The sequence below is a fragment of the Streptomyces sp. CA-179760 genome (genome assembly GCF_050937045.1).
In the GTDB taxonomy this organism is placed as follows: domain Bacteria; phylum Actinomycetota; class Actinomycetes; order Streptomycetales; family Streptomycetaceae; genus Streptomyces.
The window spans coordinates 5,326,341-5,338,840 of record NZ_JBNJLZ010000001.1 but is presented as its reverse complement, the minus strand read 5'-3'; the positions used below and the strand labels follow the sequence as shown (position 1 = coordinate 5,338,840).

At 71.8% G+C, this 12,500-nt stretch carries 11 protein-coding genes; 5 read left to right on the top strand and 6 right to left on the bottom strand.

Going from position 1 to position 12,500, the window contains the following annotated elements; genetic code table 11:
- Positions 1 to 9 precede the first annotated feature (9 nt).
- The gene (locus ACQEV8_RS24205) at positions 10 to 903 is read left to right on the top strand and encodes a phosphorothioated DNA-binding restriction endonuclease (protein WP_432963721.1); all 894 of its coding nucleotides are present in this window, start codon (positions 10 to 12) and stop codon (positions 901 to 903) included.
- A gap of 424 nt (positions 904 to 1,327) precedes the next feature.
- Positions 1,328 to 2,485: an NAD-dependent formate dehydrogenase gene (locus ACQEV8_RS24200; RefSeq protein ID WP_432963718.1), complete on the top strand. Its 1,158-nt coding sequence runs from the start codon at positions 1,328 to 1,330 to the stop codon at positions 2,483 to 2,485.
- 53 nt (positions 2,486 to 2,538) lie between these two features.
- Here the strand turns inward: ACQEV8_RS24200 and ACQEV8_RS24195 are convergent, their stop codons facing one another.
- The 3 genes from ACQEV8_RS24195 to ACQEV8_RS24185 form a co-directional block, all read right to left on the bottom strand.
- Entirely contained in the window at positions 2,539 to 2,949 is a 411-nt protein-coding gene (locus tag ACQEV8_RS24195; RefSeq protein ID WP_432963715.1) for a hypothetical protein, read from the bottom strand.
- A 69-nt stretch (positions 2,950 to 3,018) separates the two neighbouring features.
- Positions 3,019 to 3,792 (bottom strand): TIGR03943 family putative permease subunit, encoded by a 774-nt coding sequence (locus ACQEV8_RS24190; RefSeq protein WP_432963712.1) that lies wholly within the window; start codon positions 3,790 to 3,792, stop codon positions 3,019 to 3,021.
- Entirely contained in the window at positions 3,789 to 4,919 is a 1,131-nt protein-coding gene (locus tag ACQEV8_RS24185) for a permease (RefSeq protein WP_432963709.1), read from the bottom strand. Before ACQEV8_RS24185 ends, ACQEV8_RS24190 begins: the two co-directional genes overlap by 4 nt.
- A gap of 146 nt (positions 4,920 to 5,065) precedes the next feature.
- Here ACQEV8_RS24185 and ACQEV8_RS24180 point away from each other — a divergent pair, with 146 nt between their 5' ends.
- Positions 5,066 to 6,964, top strand: a complete 1,899-nt coding sequence (locus ACQEV8_RS24180; protein WP_432963706.1) for an NAD-binding protein — start codon at positions 5,066 to 5,068, stop codon at positions 6,962 to 6,964.
- Positions 6,965 to 7,239: 275 nt separating this feature from the next.
- Here ACQEV8_RS24180 and ACQEV8_RS24175 read toward each other — a convergent pair whose 3' ends face one another.
- Complete coding sequence (locus ACQEV8_RS24175) at positions 7,240 to 9,117, bottom strand: prolyl oligopeptidase family serine peptidase (protein ID WP_432963703.1); 1,878 nt, start codon at positions 9,115 to 9,117, stop codon at positions 7,240 to 7,242.
- A 128-nt stretch (positions 9,118 to 9,245) separates the two neighbouring features.
- On the opposite strand from ACQEV8_RS24175, the gene ACQEV8_RS24170 reads away from it, so the two are divergent.
- Both ACQEV8_RS24170 and ACQEV8_RS24165 read left to right on the top strand, forming a co-directional pair.
- Entirely contained in the window at positions 9,246 to 9,620 is a 375-nt protein-coding gene (locus tag ACQEV8_RS24170) for a nuclear transport factor 2 family protein (protein WP_432963700.1), read from the top strand.
- 53 nt (positions 9,621 to 9,673) lie between these two features.
- Positions 9,674 to 10,456: an SURF1 family protein gene (locus tag ACQEV8_RS24165; RefSeq protein ID WP_432963697.1), complete on the top strand. Its 783-nt coding sequence runs from the start codon at positions 9,674 to 9,676 to the stop codon at positions 10,454 to 10,456.
- A gap of 47 nt (positions 10,457 to 10,503) precedes the next feature.
- On the opposite strand, the gene ACQEV8_RS24160 is transcribed toward ACQEV8_RS24165, so the two are convergent.
- Together ACQEV8_RS24160 and ACQEV8_RS24155 are read right to left on the bottom strand one after the other, a co-directional pair.
- Positions 10,504 to 11,544: a hypothetical protein gene (locus ACQEV8_RS24160; protein ID WP_432963694.1), complete on the bottom strand. Its 1,041-nt coding sequence runs from the start codon at positions 11,542 to 11,544 to the stop codon at positions 10,504 to 10,506.
- Between the two features lie 98 nt (positions 11,545 to 11,642).
- Complete coding sequence (locus tag ACQEV8_RS24155; RefSeq protein ID WP_432972950.1) at positions 11,643 to 12,218, bottom strand: SigE family RNA polymerase sigma factor; 576 nt, start codon at positions 12,216 to 12,218, stop codon at positions 11,643 to 11,645.
- Positions 12,219 to 12,500: the final 282 nt, after the last annotated feature.

Genomic DNA, 12,500 nt, shown 5'->3' with positions numbered 1-12,500 from the left:
TCACGGGCCATGGATTGGTTGGACCGGACCGCGAAGCTGCGGCAGTGGAGTCGGGACGGAGTGCGTGCGCCGCACAAGCCGTTGCTGCTGCTGTACGCACTGGCCCGTTTCCAGGCGGATTCCGAGGGCGGGTTACGGTACAGCGCGGTGGAGGCCGATCTGAAGCAGCTGCTGGCCGAGTACGGTCCGGCGCGTGGGACCACTCCCGCCTATCCCTTCCACCATCTGGTCAGCGACGACATGTGGGAGGTACGGACCGATCGCGGAACCGGCAGCCCCGGCACCGGAGTTCGGGAACTGCGGGCCAGCGGGGCCACCGGGCGGCTGAACCCGGACCTGCGGGTGGCTCTCGGGCGGGAGCCGTCGCTGTTGGGGCGCATGGCAAGGGTGCTTCTGGACCTGCACTTCCCGCCGTCGCTGCACCAGGACCTGTGCGAGGCGGTGGGCCTCGAACTGGAGCTTGCGGAGACGGACTCCCTGGCAGCGCCCGAAAGACGGCGGCGCGACCCTCGGATGCGGGACGTGGTGCTGACCGCCTATGAGTACCGGTGCGCCTTCTGTGGCTACGACGGCATGCTCGGCACCATGCCCGTCGGGCTGGAGGCCGCGCACGTGCGCTGGTGGGCGTTCGACGGCCCGGATGACGTCGACAACGGGCTGTGCCTGTGCTCCCTGCATCACAAACTCTTCGACAGGGGCGTCCCCGGCATAGGCGACGGCCACCGCATCCTGGTCTCGCAGCGCTTCGTCGGCCGCAGCCCCGCCGCCCGCGAACACGTCACCTCACTCGCCGGCCGTCCTCTCATCGGCCCGCAACCCGGCATCCGGTCCATCGCCACGGCCCATCGCTCCTGGCACCTCGCCGAGGTCTTTCGAGGCGCACCCCGCCCCAGCACAACCTGACGCCGTCGTGTGAGTTGAAAGCGCGTGCACCGCCGTCACTGAGGTAGCCGGGCCTCGGCCGCCGTCCGCGTCGCGGGCTCACCGGGCCCTTGTTCGCGAGGGTCCGGCGGGTCGCTGACCTCCTGAAAGAACCGGGGGAAAGAACTACCCACCCGCCCGGTCGTGCCACCCTTCAAGACCTGCGACGGATGCGAGCGGGCGTTCCGCGCGCCGGAACCCGGACACTGCCGGGAGTGCCGGTCCAGGGAATCCGGGGACCGTCTCGGTGTGGCCTGCTGAGCCGTCGGCAGCAGAACCTCCGCAGGGTTCAAAAGCCGTTTTGTCCACTCTGGGCCGGGCACTCGGCATCGACAGGAAGGCTGATCGGAGCGCATGCGCGACCATCGGACCATGCCCGTGCGTCGGCCTTCGTGGGAGAACGGCCATGGCAAAGATCCTCGCGGTGCTCTATCCGGATCCCGTTGACGGCTACCCGCCCAGGTATGCCCGGGGTGAGATACCCGTCATCAGCAACTATCCCGGAGGGCAGACGACGCCCACCCCCCAGAGCCTCGGCTTCGACCCGGGTGAGCTGGTCGGCTGCGTCTCCGGCGGACTCGGTCTGCGTCCTTTCCTGGAAGACCGGGGGCACACGCTGGTCGTCACCTCCGACAAGGAGGGGCCCGATTCCGCGCTGGACCGTGAACTCTCTGACGCCGACGTGGTGATCTCGCAGCCGTTCTGGCCCGCCTATCTCACCCCTGACCGGATGCGGCGCGCGGCCCGCCTGAAGCTGTCGATCACGGCCGGGATCGGTTCGGACCACGTCGACCTTCCGGGCGCCATCGAGCACGACATCACCGTCGCGGAGGTCACCTACAGCAACAGCATCAGCGTGTCGGAACACGCGGTGATGTACATCCTCGCCCTTGTCCACGACTATCTGCCCGCCCACCAGTGGGTCACCGCCCGCCGAGGCTGGAACGTGGCCGACAGCGTCTCGCGGAACTACGACGTGGAGGGCATGGACGTGGGCGTTCTCGGCGCCGGACGGATCGGCCTGGCGGTGCTTCGCCGGCTGAAGCCGTTCGATGTGAAGCTGCACTACAACGACGTGCACAGGTTGCCACCCGATCTCGAGCGTGAGCTGGGGCTGACCTGGCACGCCGAGGTCCGCTCCTTGGCGGCTGCCGTCGACGTGCTCTCCATCCACGCGCCGCTGCACGCCAGGACGGTGAACCTCTTCGACGAGGAGATGCTCGCGACGATGAAGCGCGGGTCGTACATCGTCAACACAGCCCGCGCGCTGATCGTCGACCGGGACGCGGTGGTACACGCTCTGGAACGGGGCCAGCTGGCGGGCTACGCCGGTGACGTCTGGTATCCGGAGCCGCCGGAGGAGGACCACCCGTGGCGCGTGATGCCGCACGAGGGCATGACACCGCACGTGGCCGGCGCGACGCTTTCCGCGCAGGCCAGGTACGCGGCGGGCGTCCGGGAAATCCTGGAGTGCTGGTTCGACAGCCGCCCGATCCGCGAGGAGTACCTCATCGTCGAGGGCGGCAGGCTTGCCGGGACCGGAGCTCGCTCGTACACGGTCTGACGCGCCAGGAGCCGACGGGGTCGCCGAGCACGCCGGGACTTCGCGGACACGGCCTAGGACAGCATCCCGGCCAGCGTCCCCGCCAGGGTCAGCGTGAGGAAGGCCGCGCCCCAGGCCATCGCATGGCGTATGCGGCGGTGTTTGAGCCAGGCGGTGCGGGACAGGGTCTCCGGCCGGGTTTCGTCGCCCGTGCCCGGTCGGGGCCTCGCGGCCAGGCTCAGGAGAACGAGGGACGGGGCACAGGCAGCGCAGCCGGTCCATACGAGGAGCTGGGGGATCACGGCGTACTGAGCGGGCGTGATGACGCCGACGGTGATCGCGCCGAGGAGGGCGGTCAGGGCCGCACCGAGTACGGCCAGGGTCAGTCCGCCCCGGCTGTCGGCCTTCGCGAGTTCCTCACGGGCCTCGGTCAGCAGCGTCCGACTCGGTCCCGCCGCCGCGCGCTCACTTTCGAGTGTGGTCATGCGTCCCCCTCCCCCTCGCTGATCAGCGGCTTTCCCGAGTACCCGGAAAGAGCTGGGTCACGCCGTACGTCACGTGTTCCACGTCTCGTCGTACGGATCGTGCGGCGTCGGGACCGGCTTGGCCATGGTGACCTCGAGGTACGGGATCGGGCCGTTGTTGACCGGGTCCTTGGTCCGGCGCGGGGTGTAGCGGCCGGTGATCTCCAGCCAGGTGTCCGGGCTCAGGACCGGGGGGACGTCGCCGGTCAGGGCGATCTTGACCGGCTGGGCGTCCGCCGCGCAGCAGTTGAGGCCCATGCGCACCAGGTACGGGGAGCCGGCCCGGTCCAGGGTGACGAAGCCGGTGATCTTCAGTTCGCGGTCGCGGAGGGAGCGGCCGTTGCCGTAGACCGCTCGGCCCGCGTAGTCGGCCACGCCCAGGCGGAGGGGGCCCTCGGACGGAAGGTCCGCGAAGCCGAACGGCTTCTGGAGGGCCGTGCCGGTGTGGGACGCGCTGTAGGAGCCCAGGGCCGGCGGGGCGACCAGGATCAGGGCCAGTACGGGGAGCGTGAGGAGCCAGGTGATGCGGGGTTCGTGGTGGTGATCGTGATCGTGATCGTGGCCGTGTTCGCCGTCGCCGCCGCCGTCGTCATCGTCATCGTCATCGTCCTGGTGCTTGTGCCCGGCGCCTCGGCGGTCGTACCAGAGTGTCGCCGCCGCCGTCGCGATCAGTACCGCGCCCGCGAGGAGGACCAGTGGGCGTAGGCCCGCCTTGACGTAGCGCAGGTAGAGGTCGGTCATGCCGGAGTGCAGAAGCGTGGCGCCGAGGAGGAAGAGGAGGGCGCTCTGGGCCAGGCGGTTCACAGCAGGACCGTTCCGGTCAGGGCCGACACCACGACGGCCAGGGCGAAGGTCGCGGGCGCGAAGCGCAGGGCGAAGGCGCGGCCGAAGGTGCCCGCCTGCATCGCGAAGAGCTTCAGGTCGATCATGGGACCGACGACGAGGAACGTCAGACGGGCCGTCAGGGAGAACTGGGTCAGGGACGCCGCCACGAAGGCGTCCGCCTCCGAGCAGATGGAGAGCAGGACGGCCAGGAACGCGAGGGCCAGGACCGACAGGACCGGATGACCGGCCGCCGCGCGCAGCCACTCCGCCGGTACCACCGCCTTCAGCGTCGCCGCGGCCATCGCGCCGACCACCAGGTAGCCGCCCGCGTGCGTCACGTCGTGGCGCACCGAGCCCCAGAAGGCCGCCCCCTTGCTCTTGCCCTCGTACGACGCCCTGGCCGGGGGGCGCAGCCAGTCCGTGCGGCCGAGACGGTGCCAGAGCCAGCCCATCGCGCAGGCCACCAGCAGGCTCGCGACGAAACGGGCCAGGACCATCTCCGGGTTGCCGGGGAAGGCCACGGCCGTCGCCGTCAGCACGATCGGGTTGATGGCGGGCGCGGAGAGGAGGAACGCCAGCGCCGCCGCGGGGGTGACGCCCCTGCGTACCAGCGCTCCGGCGACCGGCACCGAGGCGCACTCGCAGCCCGGCAGTACCGCGCCCGCCGCGCCCGCGACCGGAACCGCGAGGGCCGGGCGCTTCGGCAGGGCCCGGGCGAAGAACGACGGCGGCACGAACACCGCGATCGCCGCCGACAGCAGCACGCCGAGCACCAGGAACGGCAGCGCCTGGACCATGACCGCCACGAACACGGTCATCCAGCTCTGCATCACCGGCGCGGCCAGGGCCCCGCGGATCGAGTCCTGGAACATCACGGCCGTGACCAGCAGAAGGGTCAGCAGGAGGGCGGAATTGAAGTGTCTGCCCTCGTCCCGGGCTTTCCGGTCTTCCCGGGCTTCTCGGGCTTTCCGATCTTCCCGGGCTGCCCGGTCTTCCCCGCCCTTCCGGGCTCGGGCCGTCTTGATGTCCCCGTGCTCGCCGCTCTCCCTCGGGACGGTCTTCGTGGTGGCCACGGGCCCGGTACCTCCGGTGGTGCGCATGGGCATGCATTGCCTCCCCTTCGGTACGGACGGACGGGCCCGGGCGTTCACGCACCTCGGTTCCCTTCTGGAACCAGCCGTCCCGGTGAGGCAGTCTTCTCCCTGTGGGGAGCGTTCCGAATCAAGGTCAGCCGGGTGAACCGGCCACGCACATGGTCGTATGCGGTGACGACGGGCTCGCCCATCGGCTGGCCGCCGAACTCCGGGGCGTCTACGGCGAACAGGTCACGCTCGTCGTGCCGCCGTCGGGGCGCCGGGTGCGACAGCCGGTGGTCGGGCGGGCCCGGGCCGCGTCGGCCGCCCTGCTCGACCGGGTCAGCGCTGCCGTCAACCGGGCGGGCACGGGCGGTGCCGAACCGGCCGCGGCCGAACAGGTCGTGGAGGCCGCCGAGATCACCGAGGCCGTGCTCACCGAGGTGGGCGCCGACCGGGCGGCGGCTCTGGCGCTCGTGTACGACGACGACGAGACCAACATCCGCGCCGCGCTCACCGCCCGCCGGGTCAACCCCAGCCTGAGACTCGTACTGCGGCTCTACAACCGGCGGTTGGGGCAGCACATCGAGGAACTGCTCGACCAGACGGCGGCCGTGGCCTCCGGGACGGGGCCGGGCAGCGGCTCGGGCCTCGACGCGTCGACGACCGTGCTGTCCGACGCCGACACGGCCGCGCCCGCGCTGGCCGCCACCGCCCTCGTCGGCACCAGCAAGGTCGTCCAGACGGAAGGGCTCGTCCTGCGCGCCGTGGAGCGGCAGCCGCCGCGGCCGGGCGAGGTGGCCGACCCCGGGCTGTGCACCCTGGCGCTGCTGTCCGCGACGAGCAACGACCCGGCCGGCGCCGACGGTTCCGAGAGCAGCGGGGAGCACGGGCCTCAACTGCTGCCGGACGAGATGGCGGTGGCGTCGGCGACCGGCCGCGGGACCGTCGTCCTGGAGCAGGTGTCGTACTCCGGGCCCTCCCTGCCCTCCGGGCGGGGCGGCGTGCCGCCGTTCGCCTCGCTGTTCTCGCGTCGGCTGCGGTGGTCGTTGGCGGGGTTGACCGGGTGTGTGCTCGCGCTCGCCGTCGCGTTCATGCTCGTGACCGGCGAGCATCCGCTGTACGCCACGTACGTCACGCTCCTCGATCTCTTCGGCATCAACGATCCCGCGTACCACGAGTCGATCGGGCGGCAGGTCCTGCAACTGCTGTCCGGGCTGGTCGGATTGCTGCTGCTTCCGGTGCTGCTGGCCGCGGTGCTGGAGGCCCTGGGCACCTTCCGCAGCGCCTCCACCCTGCGCAAGCCGCCGCGGGGGCTCAGCGGGCACGTGGTGCTGCTCGGACTCGGCAAGATCGGGACGCGGGTGCTGACGCGGTTGCGTGAGCTGCACATTCCCGTGGTGTGCGTCGAGTCCGATCCGGAGGCCAGGGGGATGGCCACGGCGCGACGGCTGCGGGTGCCGGTGGTACTCGGGGATGTCACGCAGGAAGGGGTACTGGAGGCCGCCAAGATCCACCGGGCGCACGCGCTGCTGGCGCTGACCAGTGCGGACACGACGAATCTGGAGGCCTCGCTGTACGCGCGGTCCGTGCGGCCCGATCTGCGGGTCGTGCTGCGGCTGTACGACGACGACTTCGCGACCGCCGTGTACCGGACCCTGCGGGCCGCGCATCCCCTCGCCCTCACCCGGAGCCGGAGTGTGTCCCATCTGGCCGCGCCCGCGTTCGCCGGGGCGATGATGGGGCGGCAGATCCTGGGGGCGATTCCGGTGGAGCGGCGGGTGCTGCTGTTCGCGGAGGTGGAGGTGGCCGGGCATCCGCAGCTGGAGGGCAGGACGGTGGCGGAGGCGTTCCGGGGCGGGGCCTGGCGGGTGCTGGCGCTCAACACGTCACCTCCTGGGGGGCGGCGGAGTGAAGGGGAGGGTGCCGAGGAGGAGGGTGCGCCGGCCTCGGGGCTGGTGTGGGATCTGCCTCCTACGTATGTGCTGGGAGCCGGGGACCGGGTGGTGCTGGCGGCGACTCGGCGGGGGTTGGCGGAGTTGCTGGGGCGTAGACGGCGGGAGCGGGCGGGGGCGTAGACGGGGGAACGAGCGGGGGCGTAGACGGCGGTTCGCTGCACGGCTCGGCGTTACAAGGTGCCCGGCATCGGTGCTGGGGCCGGGTGGGTCGCGCGACCCGGCGCAGCGGGGTGCCGTCCGCGCCCACCCGTGCCGCCCTGGGGGTATCTCCCAGGCCCTTGAGGCACTGGGGGAGGCACGACTGCCCGCGGTGCGCGCGGCAACCTCAGGGGCGCGGGGAACCGCGCGACCGGCCACGGCACACCCGCAGCCGCCACACCGCCCGCGCCGCCGAGCTACCGGGCGCTTCCCCGCCCCTTCAGGTGCCTCTCCGCGAACTCCAGTTCCAGCCGCACCTGCTTGATCCGTTCGTCCACCACCAAGGACCCATGCCCGGCGTCGTAGCGGTACACCTCGTGGATCGCGTTTCGCTTCTCCAGGCGCTTGACGTAGTTCTCGATCTGGCGGATCGGGCAGCGGGGGTCGTTGACGCCGGCCGAGATGTAGACCGGGGCCTTGACCTGGTCGACGTAGGTCAGAGGAGAGGACGCCTCGAAGCGGTCGGGGACCTCCTCGGGCGTGCCGCCGAGGAGGGTGCGGTCCATCGCCTTCAGCGCCTCCATCTCGTCGTGGTACGCCGTGACGTAGTCGGCGACGGGGACCGCCGCGATGCCCACCGTCCACGCGTCGGGCTGGACGCCGAGGCCGAGGAGGGTGAGGTAGCCGCCCCAGGAGCCGCCGGTGAGGACGATGCGGTCGGGGTCGGCGAGGCCGGAGGTGACGGCCCATTCGCGGACCGCGGCGATGTCCTCCAGTTCGATGAGGCCCACGCGGTGCTTCAGGGCGTCGGTCCAGGCACGGCCGTAGCCCGTCGAGCCGCGGTAGTTGACGCGGACCACCGCGTAGCCGTGGTCGACCCAGGCCGCCGGGCCCGCCGCGAAGGAGTCGTTGTCGTGCCAGGTCGGGCCGCCGTGGATGTCGAAGACCGTGGGGAGCGGGCCGGTGGTGCCCTCCGGCTTCTGGACCAGGGCGTGGATGCGGCCGCCGGGGCCCTCCACCCACACGTCCTCCACCGGCACCGAGCCGGGTGACTTCATGCCGGGCGGGTCGAGCACGACACCGCCCGTCGTGGAGCGGAGCGCCGACGGTTCGGCGGCCGAGGACCACAGGTATTCCACGCTGCCGTCGGGCCGGGCCGTGGCACCGGAGACCGTGCCGGGCGGGGTCGGGATCTCCGTCAGGGCGCGGCTCGCGAGGTCGTAGCGGAACAGCTCGCTGCGGGCCTCGAAGCCGTGCACGATGAGCAGGCCGGTGCCGTCCGGGTACCACTCGGCGCTGACGTCGCCGGGCAACTCCAGCGCCAGGTCGGTCTCCTGGCCCGTGGCCACGTCCCACACCAAGGGCTCCCAGCGGCCGCGTCGCTGGTGGCCGATGAGGAGCCGGGTGTCGCCGTCGACGGGGGCGAAGCCGAGGACCTCCAGGCCGAGCTCGCGTGTACCGCCCTCGGTGTCGTCGAGGTCGGCGACGGGGGTGCCGTCGGGGCGCAGGACGCGCAGGGCCGAGTGCATCGCGTCGCCGTGCTCGGTGTGCTCGACGGCGACGAGCGAACCGTCGTGGGCGAGGTCGCCGACGCCGGCGGACTCGCGGTGCCGGTAGATCTCCACCGGCTCCTCGCCGGTGCGGACGAGGTGGATCGTCGTACCGTCCTCGTCCGTCGAGCGGCCCACGACCGCCGTGCGCCCGTCGCGGCCGAGTGCGAGACCGGCCGGGTAGGAGGCCTCAAGACCCGCGGCGGCCGGTTCGTCCTCGCCGCCGGTGAAGGGCTGGCGGCGCCATACGCCGAACTCGTCGCCGTCCTTGTCGTCGAACCACCAGATCCACGCGCCGTCCGGCGACAGCACGCCGTCCGTCGTGCCGTTCGGCCGGTTCGTCACCTGGCGCTGGTCGCCCGTCGACCTGTCCCACGCGTACAGCTCGTACGTCCCTGTCGCGTTCGACACGAACAGGGAGCGGTCCGGAGCGTCCTCCGCCCAGTCGGGCAGGGACACCCGGGGCGCCCGAAAGCGCTTCTCCCAGTCCGGCATCCGCTCCTGCTGTCCCGCCTGTACCACTTGTTCGTGCTGGTCCCGCGGGTCCCGCTGGTCCCGCGCATCGGACGCGTTGCTCTCAGTCATGGCCCCATACTGCCCGCCTGGACCGACATCGCGCTGCCGAGGCCCCCAGCCTGTGGATAACCTCCACCGATTCCCCCTTCCCGGCAGGTCAGGGTGGATTGTCAGTGGCGCCGTGCACACTGCTCGGCATGACCGATCTGCGCAAGACCGTCGAGAGGTTCTGGGCCGCGGCCGAGGCCCGGGAGTGGGCCGCGTTCGCCGGCACCCTGTCGGAGGACGTCGTCTACACGCTGCCCCAGACGCGCGAACGTATCAGCGGCCGGGAGCGGTTCGTCCAGTTCAACCGCGAGTACCCGGGCGACTGGCACCTGCGCGTCGAGCGCGTCGTCGCCGAGCCGGGACAGGTCGCCAGCTGGATCCACGTCAGGGTGGGGGTCGAGGAGATGTACGCGCTCTCCTTCTTCACGGGTGACGGAGAAGGCCGCATATCCGCCATCACCGATTTCTGGCCCGAGCCGTACGAACCCCCGGCGGGCCGGGAGCACCTGGCCGAGCGGTACTGAGCGGCGCCCACCCCGCAGACCGGGCCCGCCCGGCCGCCCCGTACCGTAAGGGTGTGTACCGGTTTCTGCTGACGCCCCGATGGTGGGGGATCAACGTCTTCGTGCTGTTGTCCATCCCCTTCTGCATCTTCATGGGGTCCTGGCAGCTGGGCCGGTTCGAGGACCGTGTGCAGGACCACCGCACCGCGACCGAGCAGGTCGCCGAGGCGCGGCACGAGGCGCCCCGGCCGCTCGCGAAGATGCTGCCGGTGACCAAGGCGACGTCCGGCAAGCAGGTCACCGCGACCGGCCGCTACGGCAAGCAGCTGCTCGTGCCGGGCCGGGAGCTCGACGACAAGCAGGGCTTCTACGTCCTGACGCTGCTGCGCACCGCCTCGGGCGAGGCGCTGCCGGTCGTACGCGGCTGGCTGCCCGGCCCCCCGGACGCGGCCGAGGCCCCCGCCCCGCCGCCCGGTGAGGTCACTGTCACCGGTGCGCTCCAGGCGTCCGAGAGCCCGGGTGACAACGGGGTCAGCGCGCAGGGCGGTCTGCCGTCCGGGCAGACCGGGGCCATCAGCGCGGCGTCACTGATCAACCTGGTGCCGTACGACGTGTACGACGCGTGGGTCACGCTCGCCAAGGGCGACTCGGGGATGAAGGCGGTGCCCGCGAGTGCCCCGCCGGACTCGGGGCTGGACCTGAAGGCGTTCCAGAATCTCGGCTACACCGCCGAGTGGTTCGCCTTCGTCGGGTTCGTGATCTTCATGTGGTTCCGGTTGCTGCGGCGCGAGGTGGAGTTCGCCCGGGACGCTCGGCTGGGCCTGGTCCAGGAGGAAGAAGAGCGCGTGGTCGCCTGAGGGCGACCACCCGCTACCGGGCCCGCCGGGCCTGGGCCCTGTCCGGCTTACACGCCCGGCAGCACGCCCGTCCAGTACACGGTCCCCGCGCACGCGTTGGACACCGTGACCGAGCTCGCGCCAGAGCCGGTACCCGGCGTGTACGTCACTGCCACGCTGCCGTCGGTCGTGCCGTCCTCCGTGGCCAGCTGCGGGGCCGCGCCCGTGTCGCCGCCGGTGGAGGTGCCGCCCGTCTCCGTCGTGTCGCCCGTCGGGGTGGGGTCGGGGCTGGGGTCGCCGGGGCCGCCGACGCTGCCGCCGGGGGTGGGGCAGGTCTCCGTGGGGACCCAGGCGAACTTCACGTCGTAGGCCGCTCCGGGCGCCAGCACCAGCTGGGCGGCCTCCAGGGACGGGTCGGGCAGGCCCGCCGCCGCGTCCCCGGCCGCGTGCCGGGCCGTGCTGACCTTGCTGATGTCGGCCGTGCCCTGCGGCAGCGCGCTCACCGAGCCGGGGCCGGTGACCGTACAGCTCGCCGCGGAGACGTTGGTGACGCGGAAGGAACCGTAGACCGCGCCCGTGGAGTCGGGGGCGGTGCTGCTTCCTGAGGCGGGGCCGAGCTGGGCCGCGGTGCACGCCGCGATGCCGGCGGCGGTGCTGGAGGAGGGGTCGGCGCCCTGCGTCGCGCCGGTGGCGGCGCCGCCGGCGCCCTTGCCCTTGTCCTCCTTCTTCTTGTCCCCCTTGTCCTTGCCCTCGGTCTTGCCGGAGGAGCTGCCCGTACTGCTCTCCCCGCCGTCCGGGCCCTTGCCCTCGCTCGCGCCGCCCTGGGTCTCGGAGGCATGGCCGATGGCGGACGGGTTGGCGTCGGAGCCGGTGGAGTTGGAGACGTGCACGAGCGCGGGGACGGCCGTGCCGATGAAGAGGCAGGCGGCGGCCATGCCGACGACGGCCTGCCGCTTGCGGGTCCGCCGCTGGGGCACCGCCTTGCGGAGATACTCCAGCGTGCCGTCGCGCGGTTCCACCTCCTGCACCACCTGGTGCAGCATCGAGCGCAGGTCCAGCTCGTCCGAGTCGAACCCCTCGGGGCTCTGGTCGTCGGGGCCGTGGTTCACAGTTGCGTTCCCAGCGTGCGATTGCTTCGGATCTTGCCTGTGCGGCCTGGCCGGCTCGTGCCGGCCGGGCCCGTCACGGCCCGCGCCGTCCGCGGCGCTCATGCCGGGGCCTCCATGGCCAGCCGGAGCGCCGCGATGCCGCGCGAGCCGTACGCCTTGACCGAGCCCAGCGATATGCCGAGGGCCTCGGCGACCTGCGCCTCGGTCATGTCCGCGAAGTAGCGCAGCACCAGCACCTCGCGCTGTCGGCGCTGCAGCCCCTTCATCGCCTTGATGAGGGAGTCACGCTCCAGCTGGTCGTAGGCGCCTTCCTCGGCACTGGCCATGTCGGGCATGGGCTTCGACAGCAGCTTCAGGCCGAGTATGCGGCGGCGCAGCGCGGAACGCGAGAGGTTGACGACCGTCTGCCGCAGGTAGGCAAGGGTCTTCTCGGGGTCGCGGACCCGCTTGCGGGCGGAGTGGACCCGGATGAAGGCCTCCTGGACGACGTCCTCGCAGGAGGCGGTGTCGTCGAGGAGGAGGGCGGCGAGACCCAGCAGCGAGCGGTAGTGCGCTCGGTAGGTCTCGGTGAGGTGGTCGACGGTGGTGCCGGCCGCCGCTTCGTCCTCGGCGCCGTCACGCTGATTCGGTATGCGGGCCGGCCGCGCCGCGGGCACGGGCGCGATCACCGGCATGCCACCGGGCGTACCGGCCATGCGGGGTCGTAGAGCCGCCGGACGGGGCGGTCGTAGGACCGTGCCGCGTGCCGCGCTGAAGTCGAGTACCTCTGCCACGCCTGTTGGACACGCTCACCCCGGTGAGGGTTGTACGTGCCGGGCGTCACTTTCACGCCGACCGTCGCCGTCGACGGTCTACCCGCGTCAGGCAGCACAACAGATGGTGCGTCAAATGCCCTCATGCGTCCCGCTCTTCCCCTATGTCCAATTGTGAACGGACGTCCCCACGCCCGGTTCCAG

Bases quoted from the DNA above. Each gene is read 5' to 3' on its own strand.
- ACQEV8_RS24170 (WP_432963700.1), top strand. From the start codon at position 9,246: ATGACCGATCTGCGCAAGACCGTCGAGAGGTTCTGGGCCGCGGCCGAG.
- ACQEV8_RS24175 (WP_432963703.1), bottom strand. From the start codon at position 9,117: ATGACTGAGAGCAACGCGTCCGATGCGCGGGACCAGCGGGACCCGCGG.
- ACQEV8_RS24205 (WP_432963721.1), top strand. From the start codon at position 10: ATGGATTGGTTGGACCGGACCGCGAAGCTGCGGCAGTGGAGTCGGGAC.
- ACQEV8_RS24195 (WP_432963715.1), bottom strand. From the start codon at position 2,949: ATGACCACACTCGAAAGTGAGCGCGCGGCGGCGGGACCGAGTCGGACG.
- ACQEV8_RS24155 (WP_432972950.1), bottom strand. From the start codon at position 12,218: ATGCCGGTGATCGCGCCCGTGCCCGCGGCGCGGCCGGCCCGCATACCG.
- ACQEV8_RS24180 (WP_432963706.1), top strand. From the start codon at position 5,066: ATGGTCGTATGCGGTGACGACGGGCTCGCCCATCGGCTGGCCGCCGAA.
- ACQEV8_RS24200 (WP_432963718.1), top strand. From the start codon at position 1,328: ATGGCAAAGATCCTCGCGGTGCTCTATCCGGATCCCGTTGACGGCTAC.
- ACQEV8_RS24185 (WP_432963709.1), bottom strand. From the start codon at position 4,919: ATGCCCATGCGCACCACCGGAGGTACCGGGCCCGTGGCCACCACGAAG.